This is a genomic window from Miltoncostaea marina (assembly GCF_018141525.1).
Taxonomy (GTDB): Bacteria; Actinomycetota; Thermoleophilia; order Miltoncostaeales; family Miltoncostaeaceae; genus Miltoncostaea; species Miltoncostaea marina.
Window position 1 is genome coordinate 352,652 of the sequence record NZ_CP064655.1, and the last position, 23,567, is coordinate 376,218.

Here is a 23,567-nt window from a genome sequence, read left to right on the forward strand (position 1 = left end):
GCGGCGGTCAGCGCCAGGCGCCCTGCACCACGCGCTCGAGGGGGATGCGGCGCACCGGCACGCGCGAGCGGGTGACGCTGCGCCGGCCGCGGGCGTCGGTGCGCGTCACGAGGCGCTCGCCGGTGAGCAGGTTGGTGCTGCGCTCCACGACCGCCCCGGTCAGGCGGTCCGCCACGCGCACGTCGACCCCGATCAGGCGCGTGCCGAGCGCCCCCTCCGCCCGGATGCGGAAGCGCTGGCGGGTGAGCTGCCGGGAGCCGCGCTCCTGCTCCACGATCACCACCTTCGCCCGCACGCGCACCCGCACCGGCGTGGTGGCGGCGCCGAAGAACGCGCCGCCGCAGCGGGTGCAGAGCAGCACCCGGCGCCCCTCGCCGATCTGCACGAAGCCGCCGTCGGCGCGCGCCTTCAGCAGCACCAGCCGGCGGGCGAGCGCGGGCGGCTCGTCCGCCGGCGCCCCGGCCGGCGCGACGCGCCGCAGCACGAGCACGGCGTCGGCCCGCCGGTCGCCGCCGATGTCGGCCGACACGCGCCGCTCGACCTCGAAGCCCGCGGGCACGAACGCCGACGCCGGCGGCCCCGCCGCCGCGGCGGCGCCCGCGCCGATCCCGCCGGCGGCCCCGGCCGCCAGCGCCGCCGTCAGGGCGACCCGCACGATGAACCTCATCCCGTTGCTCCTCCGCCTGTGGCCGGCAATCCGAGCTGCGGCGCGATGGGCTGCAGCGCGGCGATGACGTTCGTGATGTGCTCGTCGAGCGTCAGCCCGATCAGCTCGGCGCCCGCGGCCACCTCCTCGCGGTGCACGCCCGCGGCGAACGAGGGCTGCCTGAGCTTCTTGCGGACCGACTTCGGCGTGAGCCCCTCGAGCCCGGTGGGCCGCACCAGGCCGCAGGCGTGCACGAAGCCCGAGAGCTCGTCGCACGCGAACAGCGTGCGCTTGAGCGGCGTGTCGCGCGGCAGGCCGAGGTGCTCCGCGTGCGAGAGCACCGCCTCGACGAGCTCCTCGGGGTAGCCCTCCTCCCGCAGCAGCGGCGCGCCCTCCTGGGGGTGCCGGTCGAGGGTGGGGTGGATCTCGTAGTCGAAGTCGTGGAGCAGGGCGGTGCAGCCCCAGAACTCCTCGTCCTCGCCGGCCGCGCGGGCGTACCAGCGCACCGACGCCTCGACCGCCATGGCGTGCCGCAGCAGCGACTCGCTGGTGGTGTGGCGGGTGAGCGTGGCCCAGGCCCGGTCGCGGGTGACCTCCATGGCGCGGACACGATACCGGCGCGCCCGGGCGCCGGAACGGCGACGGGCGCCTCGCCCGGCGCCCGTCGGTCGCGGCCCTGCCCGCGGGCCGCGCTGTATGAGGGGGAGCCCGAGGGAGAAGGGCGCCCCGTTGTGCCCATGTCATCGTCGCCCGGGGCCCGCGGGCCGAGCCCCCGTAGAGGGTCTGCCCGGCCGGCGCTCAGACGAGCGCGCGGATGGTGAGCGCGCCCACCGGCAGGCCGGCCCGGAAGGCGTTCACGCCGAAGACGCCGTTGAGCGCGATCGCGCCCTCCGCGGTCAGCCGTGCCCCGATGCCGGCGAACGTGACCTCCCGCGCGTCGCCGGACGTCCGCACCGAGGCGAGGTCCAGGTCGAGCAGCGGCAGCACGCCGCCGCCGGCGATGGCGGTGACCTGCCGGCCGTCGGCGTCCAGCACCAGCGCGGTCATCACCAGCTCGGTGTCGCCGCGCACGAACACGAGGCCGCCCAGGTGGTGGACGTCGCCCGCCGGCCGGTCGGCCAGCAGCGAGCCGCCGCCGATCGGGAAGGCGATCCCTGCATCGCCGGCGGTCGCGGGGGCGAAGGGCAGGAGGGTGATGAGGCTGTCGGACAGGGTTCGCGACAGCTCGTCGGCGATCGTGAGCGTCGTGGTGCCGCCGGTCGGCAGCACGACCTCGGGCGCGTCGGGCCCGAGTCGGGGCGCCGGCGCGGTCGTGGCCGGGGCGGTCGCGGACGTGGTGGCGGGCGCCGCGGTGGCCGGCCCCGCCTCGTCGCCGTCCTCGCCGCCGCCGCAGGCGGCCGCCAGCGCGACGGCCACGACGACGACCAGCACCAGGAGGGCGGCCCGAGGGGCACGCGTCGTCGTCGGCGGCCGCACGGCCGGTCACGGTAGCGATCGGCGGTGGCCCGCGTCCTGACCGGGGTGCGCGGGGCCCCCGCCCTCCGCCGCGGCCGCCCGCAGCAGCGCCGCGATGGCCTCGATCCCGTACCGCGCCTGCAGGCCGCTCGGGTTGGGCACCACCCACACCGGCACGCCCGCGAGCGGCTCGGGCTGCCGGCCGAGGCCGGCCCGGGGGCGGCCGAACGCCGTGCGGTAGGCGCCGACGCCGAGCACCGCCACGGCGCGCGGCCGGCGCCGGCGCACGAGCTCCTCCAGGCGCGCGCCGCCGGCCCGGATCTCGCCGGCCGACAGCTCCGCCGCGGCGGCGGTGGCGCGCGGCACCACGTTCGTCACGCCGACGCCGTGCCGCAGCAGCTCGCCCTCCTCGCTCGGGTGGAGCACCCGGGGCGTCAGGCCCGCCCGGTGCAGGGCGGTCCAGAAGCGGTTGCCCGGCCGGGCGAAGTGGTGGCCGCTCCAGGCCGACCACAGGCCGGGGTTGATCCCGCACAACAGCAGGCGCAGATCGTCGGCCACCACGTCGGGCACGAGCCGCCCGCGGGCCGCCTCGAGCTCGGCGCGGGTCGGGCGCCGCGGGCGGTCGTCGCCGGCCATGGGCAGACCCTAGTGGCCGGCGGGGCTGCGCCGCGGCCCGGCGGGCGCGCAGAGTGGCCCGCATCCGCGCCCCCGCTCCCCAGTCGCCGTTCCGTCTGCCCGCCCTCCTGTGGGCGCAGAGGATCGCGCCGACCCCGATCGCGTTCGTCACGCAGCCGGGCTCCAGCTGGTCCGGCCGCCTGCCCGCGGCCGTCGCGCGCCCGCGCCCGCGGCGCGGCGGCGCGGCCGCTCGCGCGCCGGGTGACGGCGGCCCGCCGCACGGCCGCGCTGGCCCTGCAGCGGGCGCGGACGGCCGACGCCCGGCCGGCCGGTCCCGCGGGCCTGCCCGGTGGCGGTGCGGCCGCGCACGGCGACGGCCCGACAGGTGGACGAGATGCGGCGGGTGGCGATGGCGGCCGTCCGCCTGCAGCGCGCCGTGGCCGCGGCGGTGGCCGGCCGGGTGTCGCCCGCCGTGCGCCCGCCGGCGCGCCCGCGTGGCGCGTGGGACGCCGACGACCCGGGTCCGGGGTGGCGCGGCTCGAGCGCCTGGCGCGGGCGCCCCGCGCTGGGTTACGGCGGTCGGCCGCCGGGTGGCGCTCAGGGCGGCTGACGACCCCCGCCGGGCGCCCGCTCAGCGCCGCAGGTCGAGCGCCCGCCGGCCCCGGTCGGTGCCGAAGAGGGCGATGAGCGCCGCCGCGGCCGCCACGGCCAGCAGGAACTCGAGGAACGCACCGACGTCGAGGGCGCCGGCCAGCAGGCCGCCGAGCAGCGCGCCCGCGATGCCGAACAGCACCGTCCTGAGGAACCCGAGCCCCGACGTGCCCGACACCACCAGCCGCGCGAGCGCGCCGATCACCAGGCCGACGATCGCCCACCAGATCAGGTGTGCCAGCAGGCCGATGATCGCTGCCCCCGCCAGGGCGAGCGCGATGACGACGAGCAGCAGGACGAGGACGGTCACGGCGGGCGGCTCCCGGTCGGAGGGTCCGGCCCCGAGGCTAGCGCGGCGCGCCGGCCCGCCGCCGGCCGGCGCACGGAGGCGACGCCCCGCGCCGCCTCGCTTCCGCCCAAGTGAGCGACGGGGCTCCGCCCAAGTGAGCGGCGGGGCTCCGCCCAAGTGAGCGGCGGGCGTCCGCCCAAGTGGGGCCCCGCGGCGGGGTGAGCGCCGGGCCCGCGCCCAGGTGGGCGGCAGGCGCCAGGCCACGTGAGCGATGGGCGTACGCCCAAGTGAGCGACGGGCGTCCGCCCAAGTGAGCGGCGGGCGTCCGGCAGAGCGAGCGGCGGGCACCCGCCCGAGGGACCCCGCCGCTCAGCGCACCGGCGGCGGGGTCCCCTCGGTGCTCGCGGGGAAGGCGGGGTCCCAGCCGCACGTCTCACAGGCGTGGCGGAAGAGGGTGCGGGCGAAGGCGAGGACCGCGGCGGCGGGGTCGGGCGCAGCCAGCACGTCGTCCCAGTCGAGCAGGTACTCGCCCAGGTCGTCGTCCCACCGGGCGGCCGGCGGCGCGAGCGTCGCGCCGGGGAAGTCGGGCGGCGCGGGGTGGGCGTAGCCGTAGAGGGCCGGCCTGCCGTACCGGGCGTCGCCCGGCCACCACCCGACGGCCACCTCCTGGGCGTCCATCGCGTTGCGCATGATGAAGTCGTCGGAGGGCGGCGCCGCGGGGTCGCCGGAGAAGAGGTTGACCGCCAGGTCGAAGGAGCCCCACCACGCGTTGACCGGCGTGGAGCGGCCGCGGTACGGCGCGCGGAACGCGGCCAGCGCGAGCGCCGCCCGCGTAGCCACGGCGAAGTAGGCGGCGACCTCGTCCGGGTCGTAGGAGGCGTGCTCGTCGTCCTCGTCGAGCGGCACGGTCCAGGGGACCTCCTGCGGCGTCGGGTTGATCCGCACGTCGCCCGCCAGCTCGCGCAGGCCGGCGAGCACCGTCCGCGTGACCTCGCCCACGGAGCGCCCCGGCAGGCCCACCCGTCGCTCGCCGCCGCCGCTGTGCTCGGCGACCGCCTCGTGGCGGTGCAGATCGAGGGCGACCACGACCGCCCCCGAGCCGTCGGGGGCGGGCAGCGGCAGGGTCTCCCAGCCCCGCGCGGTGAGGCGCAGCGCCGCGTGTTGGAGCTGCGGCTCGGGCGGGGCGAGCGCCACGGCCAGCTTGCCGAGCAGCTGCGTGTGGGCGTGCAGGGTGTCGCAGGTCGCGCGCCAGACCTCGTAGGGCGGCAGTGACGGCCACTCCGGCATCGCGCCGATGCTATCCCCGCTCGGCGCCCGCGCGCGCCTCCGGCGCGCCGGCCGCGGCCGCGGCCACGGCCACGAGCTCGGCCTGGCGGGCCCAGTCGCCGCCGGCCACCGTCAGCACGACCCGCCGGGCGCCGAGACCGGCCCAGGTGGCCAGCCGCTCGGCCAGCGCCCGCGGGGTGCGCAGGACCATCCCCGGCAGCGCCTCGGCGGGCATGCCGAACAGGCCGTCCGGGTCGGTCAGGATGCGCGCCAGGGCGGCGTCGCCGGGCACGGCCGGGTCGCCCTCCATCGCCACCATGGCGCTGCCGGTGACCGACGGCGGCGTCCGCCCGGCCGTGTCCGCCAGCTCGCGCAGGCGCCCCACGGTGGCGGCCAGCCGCGCCGGCGGCAGCGGCAGGCCGAACCAGCCGTCGCCGTGCGCGACCGCCCGCGCGAGCGCCGCCTCGCCCGCGCCGCCCACGAGCACCGGCGGCCGCGGCACGCCTGGCGCCAGCCGGACGGGCCGGCCGCCGACGAGCGCCTCGTCGCCCGCGATCCATGCCGGCAGCGCGCCGAGCGCGGCGTCCGTGCGGCGCCCCCGCTCGCGCCGCGGCACCCCGGCGGCGTCCCACGACCGGGCGTGGCGCTCGCCGCCCACGCCGACGCCCAGCAGCAGCCGCCCGCCCGACACCAGCTGCAGCGACGCCGCCTGCTTGGCCGCCCAGGCGGCCGGGCGCAGCGGGAGCACGAGCACCCCGTACCCGATGCCGACGGTGGTGGTCGCCGCGGCCGCCGCGGCGAGGGCGACGGTGCTGTCCATGATCGGCACGCCGGTCCCGGCCACGAGCTGGTCGACCGCCCAGACCGACTCGAAGCCCAGGCGTTCGGCGTGGCGGGCGGCCGCCACGACGTCCCCGACCGCGGCGCCCCGCGGCGCCATCGTCGGCAGGAAGATGCCCAGATCCATGTTCTCCTCCGTCTGGTCGGTTCCCTCTTGTAACCGACACCATCCTCGGGCACTGTGTGGCGCGATGGAAGACGGCACATCGCGGTCACCGGGGCACAGCGGGGGAACCGGGCCGGCGCCGGTCGCCGCCACCCGGGCCTGCGAGCTGCGTGAGCTGCTCGACCGGCTGGGCGACAAGTGGTCGCTGCTCGTGGTGGAGCTGCTCGGCGACGGCACCAAGCGGTTCACCGAGCTGCTGCGCCACATCGAGGGGATCAGCCAGCGGATGCTGACGCTCACGCTGCGGCGACTGGAGCGCGACGGCCTCGTGCTGCGCACGGTGCACGCCGTCGTCCCGCCGCAGGTCGACTACGAGCTCACCCCGCTCGGCGCCTCGCTGCTGGACGCGGTCACCCCCCTCGTCGCATGGACGCGCGCCCACCGCGGCGCGATCGGCGAGGCGCGGGCCGCCTACGACGCGCGCCCGCGCACCCCCGACAGCAGCGGCACGCTCACCAGCAGCAGCGCCCCGGCCACCAGCCAGAGGGCCGAGTAGGCGACGGTCCCGAGCGGCGCGCCCAGGGCGCGCTGGGCTTCGATCGCGGCGCCCGCCAGCAGCGGGCCGACCACGATGCCGACCCCGCGGCTCATGCTGTAGACGCCGGTCAGCAGGCCGTGCCCCGCGCGCGGCATCATGGGGATGAGCATCGCGTAGGGCAGCGCCATCATGATCCCCGCGCTCGCGGAGATGAGCGGGATCATCGGCACCAGCAGGGCGGGCTCGTCCGAGAGGAACGGGACGATCATCGGCGCGCCGTACGTCAGCGCCGTGAACCGCATCACCCGCCGGGTGCCGAAGCGGTCCGCGAGCCGCCCCGCGAACGCCGCGCCCACGAGTACGCACACGCCTGCCGCGCCGATCACGCCGGCGGTCGCCACCAGGCTCAGGCCGAGCCCGGCGGTGACCCACAGCACCACGAAGGTCCGGATCGCGGCGAGCGCGGCCTCCCACAGGGCGTTGGCGGCGAAGAAGGCGCGCAGGCCGGGCGTCGTGCGCAGGATGCGGCCGACCGACCGGAACGCGCCGCCGGCGGTCTCGGCGTCGGCCGGGTCCTGCTGCAGGCGCCCGCGGCGTCGGCGCAGCAGCGTGGCCGTGAAGGTCGCCGTGGTCGCCAGCAGCACGGCCGCCGCGACGACGAAGGGGGCCGGGTCGGCGACCGCCAGCAGCAGCCCGCCGCCGACCAGCGCGAGCGCGGTGCCCACCCCCCGCGCGACCGCCTGCGCGCTCTGCGAGCGGCCCGCGTCGGCCGCCGGGACCAGGTCGGGGTAGAGGGTGCGGTAGGGCTCGTAGGCGACGTAGTAGGCGCCGAACAGCAGCACCACCAGGGCGACCGCCGGGCCGAGCGTGTGCTGGAAGCCGAGCAGCACCAGGGTCAGCGCCATCACGGGCACGCCGCCCACCACGAACGGCAGGCGGCCGCCGATGGGCGTCACCAGGCGGTCAGAGCGCGCCCCGATCAGCACCGGCAGCACCAGCGCCAGCAGGCCCTCGATCGCGATGAGCGCGGCGATCGCCGTCGGCGAGCCGGCGCTGTCGGCGACGATGACCGGCAGGTAGGTGCCGACGGTCGTCGCGGCCAGCGCGAACCCGAAGGTCGGCACGGCCATGAGGGCGTGGGTTCGGGTCGACGTGCGCGGCGTGCTGTGGTCCACGTGCTCCCGGCTCGGCGTGGCGGCGGCCGCGCAACTGTACGGCGGCACCGCCGCGGGGACCCGCGCGCCCGGCGGGGCGCGGCGCCGGGCGCCGGGCGACACGGGTCCGTGCCGGCGCGCGGGCGCCGACCGTATGATCGCGCCGTCGCGCGGCCCCCGCCCGCAAACGCGGGACCGCGGACGCCATCCCCGCCGCATCGTCCGGAGGCCGCCGTGCCCGTTCCCGTCCGCCGCCCCGCCGCAGGTCCCCTCCGCCCGGGCGCCCTCGCCCTCGCCGTGCTCGCCGCCACCGCCGCGCCCGCCGTCGGCCAGGCCGGCCACTCGCTCACCCTCGCCGGCCCGCCGACCGCGGTCGTCGGCGCGCCGAGCGTGCTGACCGCGTCCGGGGTCGTGCCGGACGACGTGTTCCTCAACCGGTACCTCAACGTCTACGCGATCCCGACCGGCGTCGTGGCCGCCTGCCCGGCGACCTTCGGCAACGCGCTGCAGCTCTCGTATGCCGCGGCCGCCCAGGGCGGCGACACGGTGGCCCTCGCCGTGCAGGCCTCGGGCGCGTTCACCATCCCCGTCGCGTACACCCCCCGCGTGCCCGGCCGCTTCATCCTGTGCGGCTACCTGCACGAGGGCGTCGAGACGATGGCGTCGGCCTCGCTCACCGTGGCGGTCGCCGGCGCGGCGGTGACGCCGCGCGCCCTCGGCAAGCCCGCGATCACGCGCCGGGGGCGCACGCTCGTCTGCGCCCGCGGGCGGTGGGCCGGGGCGCCGACCCGGTTCACCTACCGGTGGCGCATCGCCGGCCGGCGGGCCGTCGCCGGCCGCACGCTGAAGGTGTCGCGGGCGATCAGCGGCAGGTCCGTCCGGTGCGCGGTGACGGCATCGAACGCCGCCGGTCGTGCCATCGCGCTCAGCCGGCCGGTGCGCGCGCGCCTGCGCTGAGCGGCCGGCCCGACCGCCCGCTCAGCGATCCGCTCGGGGCCCGCCGGAGGAGGCGGGCACCCGCAGGTGCGCGCTCGCGGCGGCCGCCCGGCGCGCCGAGCGGGCGCGCACCTCGACGCGGTGGTGCCCGCGGGTCAGCGCCCTCCCGGCGAGGGCGAGCGTCGAGGCGCCGGCCGGCAGGCTGCGCGATCGGCGGGCGACGCCACGCGCCGCCGGCCCGAGGCGCGTCAGCCGGACGGTCACGGACGCCGGCTCCCCGAGCACGATCCGGACCCGCGCCCGGCCGGCCCGGGCCGCGGCGGTCAGCCGCGCGATGAGGGGCCGCGGCTCGTGGCGCGCCGCCTGCAGCGCGAACCCGCGCCCGGTCGACTGGGTCCAGGTCACGACCGCGGCCGCGCGCGGTCCCGCCGCCACCCGCTGGAGCCAGGCCGGCAGGCCTCGGTCGTTCAGGACCGCCGCGCGCCCGAACGCCCCGCCGGGCGGGCGGACCGCGGCCCAGACGGTGCCCGCGCGACCGCGCCCGCTCGCGCGCAGCGCGGACCACGCCACCACCACCGCGCCGTCGTCGCCGACCGCGACCAGCGGACCGGTCACCGCGCCGTGCGGCGAGGGCGCGTCGATCACGACGGGCGCGCCGAAACCCCCTGACGGAGGGCGCACCATCACCCGGATGTCGCCGCGGACGGGGGCTCCGCGGGCCGGCGCCCGCCAGGCGACCGCCGCCGTCCCGTCGTCGCCCATCGCCGCGACGCCGGCGCCCCAGAACTCGCCGCGGATCGTCTGCGGCGGCCCGAAGGCGCCGCCGGCCGGGCGGAGCCACACACGACGCCCGAGGCCGTCAGGGCTCGCCACGAGCAGCGCGTCGCCCCGCGCGGAGCCCTCGAGCGCCACGAGCGCGACCGCCTCCTCCCCCGTGGGGGACGGGGCCTCGGCGAACGCGCCCCCGGGGGGCCGGAGCGCGAGCCGCAGGCGGCCGCGGCCCGCCGTCTCGTCGGGTGCGTCGGCCCGCCAGACGGCGGTCATCGCACCCGCGTCGTCGACCACGATCCGGGCCCACGGCGCGACCGGACCCAGGTCGAGCGGGCTCCACGGCCCGCCCGCGCTCCGGGCGAGGACGGTCGACGGGTACGGGGCGTCCACGCGGTCGACGACGCCGGCGACCGCGTCGCCGGCCGCGTCGGCCGACAGGTACGGGACGCCGGCGTAGCGCGACGGCGCGCGACCGATCTCGGCCGGCGCCGACCACACGCCCTCGAGGCCGCGCGACGCCGCGCGGACCGCGGCGGCGCCCGCGGCGCCGTCCGTCCATACCACCAGGGCTCCCTGGGGCGTCGTCACGAGCTGCGCGCCGAAGGCGGGTCCCAGCGACCGCGGCCTCGTCCACGCGCCGTCCGCCGCCTGCTCGGCGTATCGCAGCGGGTCGCCGTGGTCGAGCAGCGCGAGCGCGGTGCCGCGCGCATCGACGGCGAGGGCTCGATGACCGTCCGTCGGGGTGCGCACCGGCACCAGATCCTGCGGCGCGGACCACGCCGCCACGGCGACCGGCGCCGCCACCGCCCACGCCGCCACGCCGGCGAGGGCCGCTCCCGACCTGCGCCACCGCGTCACCGGCCGATCGACCATGACCCGCGCTCCCCGGCAGGACCGTGTGCCGGCCATTCTCGTCGGCTCGCCCGAGGCGCGGCAAGCGCCGGCGGGCGTGCCGTCCCGGGCGGGGCGCCTCCGTGCTCCATCAGGGATACCCCCAACGGGATTCGAACCCGTGCCGCCGCCTTGAAAGGGCGGTGTCCTCGGCCGCTAGACGATGGGGGCGCGGAGGCCTGCCTCCACGAAAGGAGGGCCCGGAGCGGCTGGCACGCCGCCCCGGGCCCCGGTGGCAGAAGAGGTTTGGCTGAGGGGCGTCGTGGACTCCCCCTCGCTGCAGCTGCGCGTCGGGGGGACGCCCCTAGCTACTGCCACCTCCACTGGTGCTATGCAATAGGACCACCTCCTTTCCGTGGTACGGGCACGATAGCCCCATCCGCGGACGTCGGCCACCTCGCCCGCGAGGTGGCCGTCAGGGGCTCCGCCGGCGCATCGTGAGGGCGCCCAGGGCGAGGGCGCCGAGCATCACGCCGACCACCACGACGACGTCGACGGCGAAGCGCCCGCCGAGCGCCCCGGGCGCGGTCGCGCGGGCGAGGGCGTCGTAGGCGTAGGTCAGCGGCAGCAGGTCGGAGGCCACCTCGAGCCAGCCGGCCATCCGGTCGCGCGCGACGAACAGCCCGCACAAGAGGAACTGCGGCAGCACCACGGCCGGCATGAACTGGACGGCCTGGAACTCCGTGGTGGCGAAGGCGCTGACGAACAGGCCGAGGGCCATGCCGAGCAGCGCGTCCGCGAGGGCGAGCGCCACGAGCAGCGCGGGGGAGCGGTCGACGTCGAGCCCGAGCGGGCCGAGGGTGAGGGCCGCCACCGCGGCCACCTGCACGGCCGCGACGGCGCCGAAGGCGATGGCGTACCCGAGGAGCAGGTCGAGCTTGCCGACCGGCATGCTCATGAGGCGCTCGAGCGTCCCGGAGGTGCGCTCCCGGAGCATCGCGATCGAGGTGACGACGAACATGGTGGTGAACGGCAGCAGGCCGACGAGCGGCGGGCCGACCCGCGCGAAGGCGGCGGGCTGCCCGTCGAAGGCGTAGCGCAGGATCACCATCAGCAGGCAGGGCACGGCCAGGAGCAGCGCCAGGGTGCGCGGGTCGCGGCGCAGCTGCAGCAGCACCCGGTGGGCGGTGGCGAGCGTCGCGCGCGGGCTCATGCCGTCACCTCCGGCCCCGCGCCGGCCTCGACCAGGCGCAGGAACGCCTCGCCGAGGTCGTCGGTGCCGGTGCGGGCGCGGATCGCGTCCGGCGTCCCGGCCGCGACCAGGCGGCCGTCGCGCATCAGCAGCAGCAGGTCGCACTCGGCGGCCTCGTCCATCACGTGGCTCGAGACGAGCAGGCTCGTGCCGGCCCCGGCGAGCGCGTGGAACGTCGCCCACAGGTCCCGGCGCAGCACGGGGTCGAGGCCGACCGTCGGCTCGTCGAGCACCAGCAGCGGCGGGTCGCCCAGCAGCGCCACCGCCAGCGAGGCCCGCGTGCGCTGGCCGCCGGACAGGCGGCCGACGAGCCGGCCGGCGTCGGGGCCCAGGCCGACCGTGGCGAGCACCCGGTCGACGTCGTCGCGGGGCGCGCCGAGCAGCCGCGCGAAGTGGGCGACGTTCTCGCGCACCGTGAGGTCGTCGTACACCGAGGGCGCCTGGGTGACGTACCCCACCCGCCGGCGGAGCTCCGGCGACCCCGCGGCCCGGCCGAGCACCGTCACCCGGCCGCCGGCGACGCGCTGCACGCCGACCACCGACCGCATCAGGGTGCTCTTGCCGCTGCCGCTCGGGCCGAGCAGCCCGGTGACCGCCCCGCGCGGGACGTCGAGCGACAGGTCGGGCAGCACCGTGCGCCCGCCGCGGACGACCCGCAGTCCGCGCACCTCCACCGCGTGCATGACGCCTCCTCCTCCATGCGAGTGATCGCTCACTTCGTATTGCCCGGAGAGTAGTGAGTGACTGCTAACATCGCAACCATGAGCGCGGCCGACGACCAGGCACCCGCGCGGCGGGCCCGCATGCCCGGCGCGGAGCGCCGCTCGGCGATCCTCGCCGCGGCCCGCGCCGAGTTCGCCCGCCACGGCTTCCACGGCGCGGGCACGGCCGCGATCGCGCGGGCGGCCGGCTGCTCCGAGGCCATCCTCTACCGCCACTTCGCCTCGAAGAAGGCCCTGCTGCTGGCCGTGCTGCGCGAGGAGATCGGCGCCCGGGTGGGCGCCTCGCGGGCGCTGGCGCCGCCCCCGGGCGCCGACCCCGTCGCGGCGCTGCCGGCCGCGCTCGCCGGGCGGCTCGCCGAGGAGGAGTTCGCCACCACCGCCCGGCTGGTGCTGCTCGCGATCTCGATGACGGGCGACCCCGAGGTGGGCGGGGCGGTGCGGGAGGTGTTCGACTCGGTGCGCGCCCCGCTGCGCGCGGCGCTCGACGCCGGACAGGCGGCGGGCGCGGTGCGCGACGACGTCGACGCCGGGCTGCTGACCTGGATCTGGCACGGCCTCTTCCTCGTGGCGGCGGTGCGCGACGCCGTGGCGCGGGACGGCGTCGCGGCCGAGGCGGTGGCCGCCGCGGAGGCCCTGGCGCGGCTGCTGCGCCCCCCCGCCGCCGGCGCCTAGCGACACCGCGCGCCGCTGCGCTCATCCGCGGGCGCGCGCGGGCCGATCCCCTCCATCGTGGATCCGCTCCTCGACCTGGTCCTGCCCATGGGCACCGGCGGCGTGCCGCGCCTCGGCAAGCGCGCCCTGATCGCCCTGTCGCACGCGATGGAGGACCGCGGCGTGGAGGCCGGCAACCGGCCGCCGCTGATCTTCGGCGGCTTCCAGCGGGCCCGCTTCTTCGCCCACGACCGCCGCCGCTACGAGCAGCTCGCCCGGTGGAGCGCGGTGACCGTCGTCGCCGCGGGGGGCCTGTCCCCGCGGGGGGACGGCCCGGTCGCCGCGATCGGCGTCGGCCCGTCGGACCCGTTCTGGCGCGACTGGGTGCTGCTGGTCTACGGCGGCGGCGGGCAGGCGGCGCTGCTGGTGGCGCGCGACGACGAGGGCGACGTCGTCGAGGATCTGCCGACCCGCGACCGCCGCTGCGCCGCCGGCTGGACGTACGACCCGCGGGCCGCGCTCCGGGCCGCGTGGTGGGTGGCCGACTACCTGCGCGGCCACGACGCCGCCCTCGCCGCCCGCTGGACCGCCGCGCTCGCCGGGCTGCCGCCGCCCGACCGCGGCGCCGACGCGGCGCTCACGGCGCTGAGCGGCCGGCTGGTGGAGGCGATGCAGCGCGAGATCGCCCGCGAGCAGCGCGACGCCCGCCGGCTGGAGGAGTCGTTCACGGCGACCATCCACGCGCTGGCCACCGCCGCCGAGGCGCGCGACGGCGCGACGGACGCCCACCTCACCCGCGTGGCCGAGGGCGCCGTGGAGCTCGGCCGGGCGCTCGGCATGCGGGCGCGCGAGCTCGAGACGCTGCGCTCGGGCGCCCGCCTGCACGACGTCGGCAGGATCGGCGTCGCCGACGCCGTGCTGGGCAAGCCCGGGCGGCTGACCGACGAGGAGATGGCCGAGATGCGCCGCCACGCCGACATCGGGGCGGGCATCGTGGGCGAGGTGCCCGGGCTGCGCCCGTGCGTGCCGGTCGTCCGCCACCACCACGAGCGCTGGGACGGCCGGGGCTACCCCGACGGCCTGGCCGGCGAGGACATTCCGCTCGCCGCCCGCGTGGTGGCCGTCGTCGACGCGTACGACGCCATGACCAGCGACCGGCCCCACCGCCGTGGCATGGACGCGCGCGAGGCGCTCGCCCGCGTGGCCGCCGACCGCGGCCGCCAGTTCTGCCCGCGCTGCACCGACGCCTTCCTCGTTCTGATGGCCGCGCGCGGGCTCGCGCCGGCCGTGCCGGTCACGGCCTGAGGACGGCCGCCTCCGGGCGGGTGCCGCCCACCCACTCGACGAGGTCGTGGAGGCGGTGGGCCCAGAACAGGGTCAGCCCGCGGGCCTGCGCGCTCGCCAGGTTGGCCGGCTTGAAGACGCCCGACAGCACCGCGGCCGGCACCACCTGGTCCTCGCCGAACGCCTTCAGCCAGCCGACCGCCTTCACGGCGGCGTCGTTGTTGACCCGCTTGAAGGAGTTGGTCATCGAGTTGGACACCTTGCACTCGAGCGGCATGCGCCGCCGGTCCCAGAGGCCCACCACCAGGTCGGCCTTGCGGCCGCCGAAGTCGACCTCGGCGCAGAACTCGCCCGGCCCGGGCGCATCCTCGAGGGTGCGTATGGCGCGCGGGGCCTCCACCCGGCGGAAGCCGGCGGCGAGCAGCGCGTCGGCGACGGCGCCCTCCTGGCCGAGCTTGGCCTCGGTGCGCCGCAGCGTGCGCGTGCGCTCGGTGGCCATCAGCACGGCGGTCGCCAGCACGGCGGCCCCGCGCTCGGCCTCGCCGGGCTCGCGGCCCTCGGCCACCCAGGGGAACCGCCGCCGGTCGATGCCGAGCAGCACGCTGTCGACGATGCGGGCCGCGGCCTCCGGGTCGGCCCGCAGACGGGTGGGCGCCAGCGTGGTGCGCGCGATCACCCGCAGGTCGTCGACCGAGATGAACGGCCCGGCCGTGAAGCGCAGCGCCTCGAGCAGCGCCGGCTCGGTGACCACCTCCATGGCGCGCTCCTGCAGCTGGGCGAGGTCGACCGTCAGCTCGATGAGCTCCTCCACCGTGCCGAGGCACTCGTCCAGGTGGCCGAGGTACTGCTCGAGCGGCTCGCCCTCCCGCTCGCGCCGGAAGCTCTCGACCGCCGCGGCGGCGTCGCCCTCCAGCCGTTCGGTGCTCCAGCGCGGCGGCGGCGTGAAGTGGCCGGTCACGCCGCGTGCTCGAGGGCGAAGGGGTCGGGGATCGCCAGGCGCTCCATCTCCCGCGGCTCGAACTTGGTGAGCCCGCCGGCGTAGGTGCGTCCGTCCTCCACGCTGACCGTACGGCGCAGCGCCGCAACGAGGCGCTCGACCACCTCGTCCGGCAGCTCCACGCGCGGGTAGAGGCCGTGCGCGATGTTGATGTGGCGGGCGCCGGCCAGGTTGCGGGTGAAGGCCGGCGGGCGGCGGGCCATGTAGGTGGCGAGGATCGGCGCGGCCGAGCGCAGGCCCACCGACCACCACGCCCGCCGAGCGCGGGCGATGTAGCCGTCGTGGGCGCCGTCGCGGCGCGCCCGGCGCAGGAAACGCTCCACGCGCCGGCGCTCGGCGGCGTCGAGGCGGTCGAGGTCGGCGGGCAGGTCGACCACCAGCCGCAGGTGGTCCGTGCGCTCGAGCCGCGGGCCGGCGTCGAAGATCTCGCGGGCGCGGGTGACGGCGGGGAAGAGGACCGCCTCGGGCAGGTCGGCCTGCCCGGGCCGCACCACCCAGGTGGCGTTGCGCCCGGTGACGGCCCCCCGGTGGACGCGGCAGAGGTCGCCCAGCTCCACGTGCCCCGGGGGCACGGCGCGCGCGGCGCGCGTGAGCGGGCTCCAGCGGCGCGCCTCGGCGAGGCGCTCGGCGGCCACCGGCACGCCGCCGGTCAGGGCGCCGAGCTCGCCCACGCTCGCCACCCGGCGCAGGCGCAGCGGCCCGCGGCGCCGGCCGACGTGGAAGCAGGTGATCGCCGCGGTCACGGCGGCGTCCTCGAAGGGCGTGGCCGTGGGCTCGACCACGTGCACGGCCTCGCCGCCGAGCGGGCCCAGCAGCAGCTCGCGCACCAGGCGGCCGTAGTTCGTGTCGAGCCACTCGGAGGAGGTGATGAACGCGCCGCCGTCGCCCGGGCGCCCCCGCACGGCGGTCGCCAGGAAGAAGTGCACGTGCAGGCCCGCCAGGCGGCTCGCCTCCAGCCCGTGCGCCCGCGCGGTGAGCGCCAGCCACTCCTTCCAGCCCGCCGGGATCTGGTGGTGGCGCACGTAGGGCGGGTTGCCGAGGAACAGCGTGCGCCCGCCGGCGTCGCCCAGGTCGGCGGTGCGGTAGTCGGCGGCCACGACCCGCGCCCGGCCGGCGAGCCCGGCCGCCGCCAGGTGGGCGCGGCACGCGAGCGCGGCGAGCGGGTCGCGCTCCACCGCCACGACGCGGGCCCGCGGCATGGCGCGGGCGGCCGCCACGGCGAAGCGGCCGGAGCCCGCGCCTGGGTCGACCACCCGCTCTGGCCGCGCGCCCGCCGCCGCCCAACGCACCATCGACTCCACGATCGGCGCGGGGGTGTAGGTCGCCCCGTCGGGCCGTCGCCGCTCCGGTCCGCGCAGGCGGCAGAACGCCTCGCCGAGGGGGTCGTCGCCGGCGGCGATCGCGGCGCGCAGGGCGGCCGTCGCGCCTCGCGACGGCGCCGGGGCGGGGCAGGCGCGGGCGAGCGCGTCCTCCTCGTCCGACCAGCCGGGCACCTCGGCCGCGCCGAGCGCGACGGCGGCCGCCACGAGCGCGGCCTCATCCGGGATCGCGATCTCGTGCGGGGCGGTCACGCCCCGGAGGGTATGGCCGGGCGCGGACGGCCCCGGCCGACATAGACTCGCGCCCCGGCGGCGAGGCGGAGGCGGGTCGCATGCGGTGGCGACGGGGCTCGGGCGGGGGCGACGTCGAAGACCTGCGCGGCCGCGGGGGGATCCCCGGCGGGCGGGTCGGCGGCGGCCTCGGCGGCCTGGGCCTGGTCGGGATCGTCGTCGCCCTGCTGGTGACCTTCCTCGGCGGCGGCGGCGGCGCGTTCAGCCCGGACGCGAGCCTGGACGGCTTCCCCACCGCGCCGGCCGCCCCCCAGGGCTCCATGGCGGCGGGCGCGCCCGACCCCGACGAGGAGCTGGTGGGCTTCGTCACCTTCGTGGTCGGCGACGTGCAGGACTCGTGGGAGCGGTCCTTCGCGAGGGCCGGTCGCCCCTACGACCGCACGCGCCTGCGCCTCTTCACCGGCGGCGTGCGCACCGGCTGCGGCGCCGCATCGTCGGCGACCGGGCCGTTCTACTGCCCGGCCGACCGCGGCGTGTACCTCGACCTGGCCTTCTTCCGGGAGCTGCGCGACCGCTTCGGCGCCCCCGGCGACTTCGCCCAGGCGTACGTGATCGCCCACGAGTTCGGCCACCACGTGCAGAACGTGCTCGGGATCATGCCGCAGGTCTCGCGCGAGCAGGCGCGCGACCCGGGCCGCGCCAACGAGCTGTCGGTGCGCCTGGAGCTGCAGGCCGACTGCCTCGCCGGCATCTGGGGCCGCTCGGCCTACGACGCGGGGCGCCTGGAGGAGGGCGACCTGCAGGAGGGGCTGGCCGCGGCGTCGGCGGTCGGGGACGACCGCATCCAGGCGCAGGCGGGCGGCGGCGTGGACCCCGACGCCTTCACCCACGGCACCTCGGAGCAGCGCGCGCGCTGGTTCCTGCGCGGGTTCGAGGGCGGCGAGCTCGCCGCCTGCGACACGTTCTCCGGGGCTGTCTAGCGGCGTCCCTCGGCCTGCGGACGGGCGCGCAGCACGAGCACCGGGCAGGGCGCGTGGTTGACCATGTAGTGGGCGAAGGAGCCCAGCGCGAGCCGCTGCGGCAGGCTGCGGTGGGCGGCGCAGATGATCAGGTCCACGGCGTTGTCGGCCGCCCAGGCGCACGTCTCGGCCGGCGGGTAGCCCTCCAGCAGCACCGGCGACGCCTCGGGCACGTCGGCGGCCGTCTCCTCCAGCCAGCCGCGGGCGGCGTCGAGCAGGTCGGCCGGGTTCGGCTGGGGCGCGCCGAAGCCGATCGCGTACGGGAGCGGGAACTGCGCGACGTGCACGAGGCTCAGGCGCCCCTCGCCGATCGCGCGCAGCCGCCGCGCCTCCTCGAGCGCGCGGCGCGCGGCGTCCGAGTCGTCGAGGCAGCACGCGATGTGGTGGTAGGCGGTCGTCATCTCCGGTCCCGGTCGCGGTGGGCAGGTGTCCCGAGCCTACGCGTCCCCGCGGCACCCGGCGGCGCCGCTCCGTAACCTGGCACGACGATGACCCTGATCGGTGACCTCATCGCCGCCGGGCCGACGCGGTCGCTCGAGTTCTTCCCGCCGCGGACCCCCCAGGCGGAGGAGCAGTTCGGCGCGGCGCTCGCCGACCTGGCCCCGCTCGGCCCGTCGTTCGCCTCCGTCACGTACGGCGCCCTCGGCTCCACCCAGAGCCGCACGCGCGAGATCGTGATCGAGATGAACGCGCGGGAGCCGTTCCCCACCATGGCCCACCTGACGTGCGTCGGGCACACCCGCGGCGACATCACGCGGCTGCTCGACGCCTACGCCGCGGCCGGGGTCTGCAACATCCTCGCGCTGGGCGGTGACCCGCCGGCCGACGGCAGCGACCCCGGCGGCGACTTCCGCCACGCCATCGAGCTCGTCGAGGTGATCCGCGAGCACGGCGGCGGCTTCGGCGTCGGCGTCGCGGCCCACCCCGACCTGCACCCGCGCTCGGCCGACCGGGCCAGCGACCGGCGTCACCTCGCCGCGAAGCTGACGGCGGCCGACTTCGCCGTGACGCAGTTCTTCTTCCGCGTGGAGGCGTACGAGCGGATGCTCGACGAGCTCGCCGCCCTGGGCTGCGACCGGCCGGTCGTCCCCGGCGTGATGCCGATCGTCAGCGTGGCCGGCCTGCGGCGGATGGCCGCCATGAACGGCACGGTCATCCCGCCCGCCCTCGCCGCCGCCCTCGAGCGGGTGGGCGACGACCCCGCCGCCGTGGCCGACCTGGGCGTGGAGGTCGCGACCGACCTGTGCCTGCGCCTGCGCGACGCCGGCGCCCCCGGCCTGCACCTCTACACGCTCAACCGGGCGGAATCGGTTCGCAGAATCTGGCGGAATCTCGGCACGTGAGGCGGTTCGCCTCCCCCGCGGCGGGGAACCCACGGCCCAGCCACACCTGTCATCCGACGGACGGAGGGACCGTGGGCATCATCGCCTTCATCATCCTGGGCCTGATCGCCGGCGTGATCGCGAAGTGGATCATGCCGGGCAAGGACCCGGGCGGCATCATCGTCACCGCGCTCATCGGTATCGCGGGCGCGATCATCGGCGGTTTCCTCGCCGGCGCGCTCTTCGACGCCGATCCGATGGACGAGTTCTGGGACGTCTCCAGCTGGCTGACGGCCATCGTCGGCGCGATCATCCTGCTGGCGCTGTACCGCATGTTCGTGGGCACGAAGGACCGCCCCCGCACCACGTGAGCCGCCGCGCCGGCCCCGGCGAGCCCGGGGCCGGCGCCCGGCCGCTCAGTCGCCCGGCGCGGGCTCCCGCAGGATGTTGCCGTCCCAGACCTCGTCGGTCGGGCGGTCGGGGTCCTCGGGCGGCTCGGGGCGGTCGCCCTCCACCCGCGGCCGGGACTTGTGCTGCACCCGGGCCTGCTCCTGCTCGTCGCCCTCGCGCGGGCCGCGATCGCGCTGATCGGTCATGGGGGCGTGGTACCCGCCGGGCGCCGGCGCGCCACACGGCGCGCCCGCGGGCGGTACGGTCGCGGGGTGGACGCCGCGGGCGGCATCGGGGTCGTGGGGGCGGGCATCGTCGGCCTCTGCACGGCGTACGCGCTGCTCGAGCGCGGCGCGGCCGTGCGCGTGTACGAGCGCGGCGTGCCGGGCGGCGGCCAGTCGGGCGGCGCCTCGCGGGTGTTCCGGCACGGCCACGACGACCCGCGCATGGTCGCGGCGGCGGTCGCCAGCCGCGCGGTCTACGAGGAGTGGTCGCGGCGCCTCGGCGTGGAGATGGTCTCGCGCGACGGCGCGCTGGCGCTGGGCCCGCCGGCCGCTCGGCGGCTGCCCGGGCTGCGGGCGGCCGGGGTACCGGCCGCCCGCGTCGCGGCGGAGGCGGTCGCCCGGGCGCTGCCGCCCCTCGCGCCGCTGCCCGGGGCGGCGGTCCCGGCGGTGCTCGACGAGGCGGGCGGCGCGATCCGCACCACGGCGGCGGTCGAGGCGCTGCGCGGCGCGCTCGGCGACGCCCTGGTGACCGAGGAGGTGCTCGCCGTGCGCGACCTGCCCGGCGGCGGCGCCGAGGTGGTCGCCGGGGGGACGGTCGCGCGCCACGACGCCGTGGTCGTCTGCGCCGGGCGGGGGACGGCGGCCCTGGCCGCCGGGCTGGGGCTGGCGCCGCCCGTCGCGCTCGGCGCGCACGTGCGGCTGACCTTCCGGGTGCGCGGCGACGCGCCGGCGCGGCTCGCCTGCCTGCAGGACGGCAGCGGCGCCTGGGGCGAGACGGGCGTCTACGCCGCCGCCCTGCCCGGCAACCGCGAGTACGCGGTCGGCATCAGCGAGCACGTCGACGCGGCGCCGGACGGCGCGCTGGCCGACCCCGGCGGGCTGGCCGCGCTGGCGGACCGCACGCGGGCGTACGTGCGCCGCGCGCTGCCCGGGCTCGACCCGGACCCGGTCGCCTCGCGCGTGTGCTGGACGACCGAGCTGCCCTGGGGGCCGGACGGCGTCGCCGCCTGGCGCGCCGGCGACGTGCTCGTGGTGGCCGGCCACAACCTCTTCAAGCAGGCGCCCGGCCTGGGGCGGTCGCTGGCCGCCGCCGCGCTGGGCGACGAGCCGGCGCTCGACCTGCGGCCGCAGGCGCGGCTCGGCGCGCGGGCGGCGTAGGCTCGCGCGGTCGGGCGGCGAGCGGGAGGGGACGGGGATGGACCATCGGCGGTGGCTGGAGCGGTACGCGGAGGCGCTCGGCGTGGCGCGCCCGACCGATGCGGAGGTCGAGGCCGTGCTCGAGCTGGCGGCGGAGGCGGCGCACGCGTCCGAGCGCCCGGCCGCGCCGGTCGCCTGCTGGCTCGCGGCCCGCGCCGGCGTCGACCCGGACCGGGCGCTGGAGCTGGCGCGCGGCCTCGCGGGGGAGGCGCCCGGAGCCTGACCGCCGCCTACGCGGCGGGCGGCGGGATGAGCGCGGTGATGCGCGCGCCCTGGCCGGGGGCGCTGTCGATGCTCAGCGAGCCGCCGAGCGCCGCCACCCGCTCCCGCGCCGACGGCAGCCCGATGTGGCCCCGGTAGAAGGCCTCGCCGTCGACGCGGGGCGTGAAGCCGCGCCCGTCGTCGGCGACCACGAGGCGCACCGCGGGCCCGGCGCGCGCCACCCGCACGTGCGCGTGCTCGGCGCCCGAGTGCTTCTCGACGTTGACGAGGAACTCGCGGGCCAGCGCGAGCACCAGGCGGTCGTGCACGCCGACCGCCGCGCAGTCGATCTCGAAGGTCACCCTGAACCCGCCCCGGCCGGCGATCGACTCGGCCACCGTGCGCAGGGCGGTCTCGAGGCCGCCATGGGTGAGCGTCACCGGGTGCAGCTCGCCCACCACCTCCCGCAGGCGGGCCGTGGCGCGCACGATCCCCTGCCGCGCGCGCTCGAGCGCGTCGGCCTCGCCCGGGGCGCTGCGGCGTGCCACCTCGACGACCTCCTGGCGCGTGGCCAGCAGGTCCTGCAGCACGTCGTCGTGCAGCACCTCGGCGAGGTGCTGGCGCGCCCGCTCCTCCGCGGTGAGCGCGTCGGCCACGAGCCGGCCGCGCTCCTCGGCGAGGGCCGCCACCCGGGCGGCCTGGGCGCGGGCCTCGTCCTCGGCGCGCCGGCGGTCGGTGACGTCGAGCGTGGTGCCCATCAGCCGCAGCGGCCGGCCGCCGGCGTCGCGCTCCACCTCGCCCTGCTCCAGCAGCGTGCGTTCGTCGCCGTCCGGCCGGAGCAGGCGGTGCTCCACCATGTACCTGCTCCCCCGCTGCACGGCCGCGCTCAGCGCCTCGGACACCATGGCGCGATCGTCCGGGTGCACGAGGCCCATGAAGCGGTCGATCGACAGCGGTCCGGCGTGCTCCACGCCGAGGATCCGCCGCATCTCGTCGGACAGCTCCAGGTTCCCGGGCTCCTCGAAGCGGTACGTCCAGCTGCCGAGGTGCGCGATGCGCTGGGCCTCGGCCAGCAGCCCGCGGCCGTGCCGCAGCTCCTCCTCGTAGGCGACGCGGCCGGTGATGTCGCGCACCACGGCCACCCCGGCGCCGCGCGCGTCGCCGATCGGCGACGCCGACAGCGCCACCGGGAAGCGGCTGCCGTCGGCCCGGACCAGGACCAGGTCGAACTCCCGCACGCCGCCGCGCTCGTAGCGCTCCACGGCGTCGTCGATGCGGGCCTGCGCCTCCGGCGGCCAGAAGGGGTACGGCGGCGCGGTGCCCACGAGGTCGCGGGCGGCGAAGCCGGTCATGCGGCAGAAGCTGGGCGACACGCTCTCGATGACGGCGCCGGGGCCGGTGACGACCACGCCGTCGGCCAGGGAGTCCATGATCGAGCGGACCCGGTCGCGCTCGGCGCGCAGCTCCTGCTCGCGCCCGAGCCGCTCCAGGGCGACGGACGCGATTTGGGCCAGCTGCACGGCCATGGCCTCGTCGTCCTCGTCGAACTCCGCGCCGTCGATGCGGTCCGAGAGCTGGATGAGGCCGAGGTTGCCGCCGGCCAGGCCGATCATCGGCACCGCCAGCAGGCCTCGCAGGGGCGGGTGGTCGCCGGCGTGCGCCCCGAACCCCCGCCACGCCGGGTGCTCGACCAGCTCACGGTGGCTCAGCCGCAGGGGGCGGCCGGTGCGGACCGGGACCGAGTAGATGCCGGTGCCGTCCGTCTCGGCGTCGTACCCGGCCCAGGCCGCCAGCGACGGGTCGAGCGCCACGGCGATCACCTCCTGGGCGTGCGACCCCTCGACCGTCAGCGAGACGGCGGCCTGCCCGGCGCCGATCACCTCGCGCGCGTTGCGGGCGAGGGCGCGGAACAGGTCGACGACGCGCTGGGCGGCGTTGAGCTCGACGGAGGCGCGGGCGAGCGCCTGCAGCGGACCGGACGGCCGGGCGACCGGGGCCACCTCGACGATCGGGGCCCCGGGGCTCATTCCAGGAGGCCGAGGCGCATCGCCACGGCCACCGCCGCCGCGCGCTCGGAGACGCCGAGCTTCTCGTACAGGCTGTGCAGGTGCGACTTGACCGTGACGGGGCTCAGGTGCAGGACCTCGCCGATGCGCGCCGCGCTCATGCCCTCGGCCGTGAGCCGCAGCACCTCCCGCTCGCGCGGCGAGATGGCCGGCCCGCGGCTCGACTCCCGCGCCCGGACGCCGCGGGCGAGGGCCGCCTGCGCCTCGGGGGCGAGCACCGTCCGCCCGGCGGCGATCGACTCGATCGCGCTGCAGATCGCGTCGCGGTCGGCGTCCTTCAGCAGGTAGCCGTCGAGGCCGCTGGCGACCGCGTCGAAGATGAGGTGCTCGTCGGCGATCGCCGACAGCAGCAGCGTGCGCGTGCCGAGCTGCTCGCGGGCGATCTCGGCCACGATGTCCGGCCCGGTCAGCCCCGGCATCCGCACGTCCAGCACCGCGACGTCCGGGGCGATCTCGCGGATGAGCGCCATGGCGCGGCGCCCGTCGGCCGCCGTCCCGGCCAGCTCGAGCGCGGGGTGATCCGCGATGGCCCGCGCGAGGCCGTCCCGGTAGACGGGGTGGTCGTCGGCGACGAGGACGGTGACCGGCTCCATG

At 78.2% G+C, this 23,567-nt stretch carries 26 protein-coding genes and 1 tRNA gene; 9 read left to right on the forward strand and 18 right to left on the reverse strand.

Annotation, left to right across the window (positions count from 1 at the left end):
- Positions 1-7: 7 nt before the first annotated feature.
- From ITJ85_RS01735 to ITJ85_RS01765, 7 genes are all read right to left on the reverse strand, one after another.
- Positions 8-667 carry a hypothetical protein gene (locus ITJ85_RS01735; protein ID WP_217914635.1) on the reverse strand — a complete coding sequence of 220 codons (660 nt, stop codon included), beginning with the start codon at positions 665-667 and terminating at the stop codon, positions 8-10.
- Positions 664-1,245, reverse strand: coding sequence for an HD domain-containing protein (locus tag ITJ85_RS01740; protein WP_217914636.1), 582 nt, complete (start codon positions 1,243-1,245; stop codon positions 664-666). Before ITJ85_RS01740 ends, ITJ85_RS01735 begins: the two co-directional genes overlap by 4 nt.
- A 199-nt stretch (positions 1,246-1,444) precedes the next feature.
- Positions 1,445-2,122: an HtaA domain-containing protein gene (locus tag ITJ85_RS01745; protein ID WP_217914637.1), complete on the reverse strand. Its 678-nt coding sequence runs from the start codon at positions 2,120-2,122 to the stop codon at positions 1,445-1,447.
- 6 nt (positions 2,123-2,128) lie between these two features.
- The gene (gene mug / locus ITJ85_RS01750; protein WP_217914638.1) at positions 2,129-2,737 is read right to left on the reverse strand and encodes a G/U mismatch-specific DNA glycosylase; all 609 of its coding nucleotides are present in this window, start codon (positions 2,735-2,737) and stop codon (positions 2,129-2,131) included.
- Positions 2,738-3,347: 610 nt separating this feature from the next.
- Entirely contained in the window at positions 3,348-3,677 is a 330-nt protein-coding gene (locus ITJ85_RS01755; protein ID WP_217914639.1) for a GlsB/YeaQ/YmgE family stress response membrane protein, read from the reverse strand.
- 348 nt (positions 3,678-4,025) lie between these two features.
- On the reverse strand, positions 4,026-4,943 hold the full coding sequence (locus ITJ85_RS01760) for a DUF5996 family protein (RefSeq protein ID WP_217914640.1): 918 nt from the start codon (positions 4,941-4,943) through the stop codon (positions 4,026-4,028).
- Between the two features lie 10 nt (positions 4,944-4,953).
- Positions 4,954-5,889: an LLM class flavin-dependent oxidoreductase gene (locus ITJ85_RS01765; protein ID WP_217914641.1), complete on the reverse strand. Its 936-nt coding sequence runs from the start codon at positions 5,887-5,889 to the stop codon at positions 4,954-4,956.
- A gap of 64 nt (positions 5,890-5,953) precedes the next feature.
- Between ITJ85_RS01765 and ITJ85_RS01770 the strand changes: the two genes are divergently transcribed.
- On the forward strand, positions 5,954-6,424 hold the full coding sequence (locus ITJ85_RS01770; RefSeq protein ID WP_217914642.1) for a winged helix-turn-helix transcriptional regulator: 471 nt from the start codon (positions 5,954-5,956) through the stop codon (positions 6,422-6,424).
- Here the strand turns inward: ITJ85_RS01770 and ITJ85_RS01775 are convergent.
- Positions 6,340-7,536, reverse strand: coding sequence for an MFS transporter (locus tag ITJ85_RS01775; protein ID WP_217914643.1), 1,197 nt, complete (start codon positions 7,534-7,536; stop codon positions 6,340-6,342). The two genes, ITJ85_RS01770 and ITJ85_RS01775, sit on opposite strands and share 85 nt — an antisense overlap.
- 258 nt (positions 7,537-7,794) lie before the next feature.
- On the opposite strand from ITJ85_RS01775, the gene ITJ85_RS01780 reads away from it, so the two are divergent.
- Complete coding sequence (locus ITJ85_RS01780; RefSeq protein ID WP_217914644.1) at positions 7,795-8,517, forward strand: hypothetical protein; 723 nt, start codon at positions 7,795-7,797, stop codon at positions 8,515-8,517.
- Between the two features lie 21 nt (positions 8,518-8,538).
- On the opposite strand, the gene ITJ85_RS01785 is transcribed toward ITJ85_RS01780, so the two are convergent.
- The 4 genes from ITJ85_RS01785 to ITJ85_RS01800 all read right to left on the reverse strand — a co-directional run bounded on the left by ITJ85_RS01785 (position 8,539) and on the right by ITJ85_RS01800 (position 12,033).
- Positions 8,539-10,125 (reverse strand): hypothetical protein, encoded by a 1,587-nt coding sequence (locus tag ITJ85_RS01785; protein ID WP_217914645.1) that lies wholly within the window; start codon positions 10,123-10,125, stop codon positions 8,539-8,541.
- Between the two features lie 131 nt (positions 10,126-10,256).
- Positions 10,257-10,329: transfer RNA gene (locus tag ITJ85_RS01790), tRNA-Glu, on the reverse strand.
- A 244-nt stretch (positions 10,330-10,573) separates the two neighbouring features.
- Positions 10,574-11,311 (reverse strand): ABC transporter permease, encoded by a 738-nt coding sequence (locus ITJ85_RS01795; protein ID WP_217914646.1) that lies wholly within the window; start codon positions 11,309-11,311, stop codon positions 10,574-10,576.
- Entirely contained in the window at positions 11,308-12,033 is a 726-nt protein-coding gene (locus tag ITJ85_RS01800) for an ABC transporter ATP-binding protein (RefSeq protein WP_217914647.1), read from the reverse strand. The genes ITJ85_RS01795 and ITJ85_RS01800 overlap by 4 nt, the downstream gene beginning before the upstream one ends.
- Before the next feature lie 78 nt (positions 12,034-12,111).
- On the opposite strand from ITJ85_RS01800, the gene ITJ85_RS01805 reads away from it, so the two are divergent.
- Both ITJ85_RS01805 and ITJ85_RS01810 read left to right on the forward strand, forming a co-directional pair.
- Entirely contained in the window at positions 12,112-12,744 is a 633-nt protein-coding gene (locus ITJ85_RS01805) for a TetR/AcrR family transcriptional regulator (protein ID WP_217914648.1), read from the forward strand.
- A 57-nt stretch (positions 12,745-12,801) separates the two neighbouring features.
- Positions 12,802-14,028, forward strand: coding sequence for an HD domain-containing phosphohydrolase (locus ITJ85_RS01810; RefSeq protein WP_217914649.1), 1,227 nt, complete (start codon positions 12,802-12,804; stop codon positions 14,026-14,028).
- Here ITJ85_RS01810 and ITJ85_RS01815 read toward each other — a convergent pair.
- Complete coding sequence (locus tag ITJ85_RS01815; RefSeq protein WP_217914650.1) at positions 14,018-14,965, reverse strand: XamI family restriction endonuclease; 948 nt, start codon at positions 14,963-14,965, stop codon at positions 14,018-14,020. The genes ITJ85_RS01810 and ITJ85_RS01815 overlap by 11 nt on opposite strands.
- Positions 14,962-16,575: a methyltransferase gene (locus ITJ85_RS01820; protein ID WP_217914651.1), complete on the reverse strand. Its 1,614-nt coding sequence runs from the start codon at positions 16,573-16,575 to the stop codon at positions 14,962-14,964. The genes ITJ85_RS01815 and ITJ85_RS01820 overlap by 4 nt, the downstream gene beginning before the upstream one ends.
- 80 nt (positions 16,576-16,655) lie before the next feature.
- Between ITJ85_RS01820 and ypfJ the strand changes: the two genes are divergently transcribed.
- Positions 16,656-17,534, forward strand: a complete 879-nt coding sequence (gene ypfJ / locus ITJ85_RS01825) for a KPN_02809 family neutral zinc metallopeptidase (RefSeq protein WP_217914652.1) — start codon at positions 16,656-16,658, stop codon at positions 17,532-17,534.
- On the opposite strand, the gene ITJ85_RS01830 is transcribed toward ypfJ, so the two are convergent.
- A complete protein-coding gene (locus ITJ85_RS01830; protein WP_217914653.1) occupies positions 17,531-17,974 on the reverse strand; it encodes a universal stress protein in 444 nt (147 codons plus the stop codon). The genes ypfJ and ITJ85_RS01830 overlap by 4 nt on opposite strands.
- Positions 17,975-18,061: 87 nt before the next feature.
- On the opposite strand from ITJ85_RS01830, the gene ITJ85_RS01835 reads away from it, so the two are divergent.
- Both ITJ85_RS01835 and ITJ85_RS01840 read left to right on the forward strand, forming a co-directional pair.
- On the forward strand, positions 18,062-18,916 hold the full coding sequence (locus ITJ85_RS01835; protein ID WP_217914654.1) for a methylenetetrahydrofolate reductase: 855 nt from the start codon (positions 18,062-18,064) through the stop codon (positions 18,914-18,916).
- Positions 18,917-18,987: 71 nt separating this feature from the next.
- Positions 18,988-19,266, forward strand: a complete 279-nt coding sequence (locus ITJ85_RS01840; protein WP_217914655.1) for a GlsB/YeaQ/YmgE family stress response membrane protein — start codon at positions 18,988-18,990, stop codon at positions 19,264-19,266.
- A 45-nt stretch (positions 19,267-19,311) separates the two neighbouring features.
- Here ITJ85_RS01840 and ITJ85_RS01845 read toward each other — a convergent pair whose 3' ends face one another.
- Positions 19,312-19,491: a hypothetical protein gene (locus ITJ85_RS01845; protein WP_217914656.1), complete on the reverse strand. Its 180-nt coding sequence runs from the start codon at positions 19,489-19,491 to the stop codon at positions 19,312-19,314.
- Between the two features lie 66 nt (positions 19,492-19,557).
- Here ITJ85_RS01845 and ITJ85_RS01850 point away from each other — a divergent pair, with 66 nt between their 5' ends.
- Together ITJ85_RS01850 and ITJ85_RS01855 are read left to right on the forward strand one after the other, a co-directional pair.
- Positions 19,558-20,667, forward strand: a complete 1,110-nt coding sequence (locus tag ITJ85_RS01850) for an FAD-dependent oxidoreductase (protein WP_217914657.1) — start codon at positions 19,558-19,560, stop codon at positions 20,665-20,667.
- A 37-nt stretch (positions 20,668-20,704) separates the two neighbouring features.
- Positions 20,705-20,929: a DUF6457 domain-containing protein gene (locus ITJ85_RS01855; RefSeq protein WP_217914658.1), complete on the forward strand. Its 225-nt coding sequence runs from the start codon at positions 20,705-20,707 to the stop codon at positions 20,927-20,929.
- A gap of 7 nt (positions 20,930-20,936) precedes the next feature.
- On the opposite strand, the gene ITJ85_RS01860 is transcribed toward ITJ85_RS01855, so the two are convergent.
- Both ITJ85_RS01860 and ITJ85_RS01865 read right to left on the reverse strand, forming a co-directional pair.
- Entirely contained in the window at positions 20,937-22,907 is a 1,971-nt protein-coding gene (locus ITJ85_RS01860) for a PAS domain S-box protein (RefSeq protein ID WP_217914659.1), read from the reverse strand.
- A gap of 23 nt (positions 22,908-22,930) precedes the next feature.
- Positions 22,931-23,566, reverse strand: a complete 636-nt coding sequence (locus ITJ85_RS01865; RefSeq protein ID WP_217914660.1) for a response regulator — start codon at positions 23,564-23,566, stop codon at positions 22,931-22,933.
- Between the last annotated feature and the right edge of the window lies 1 nt (position 23,567).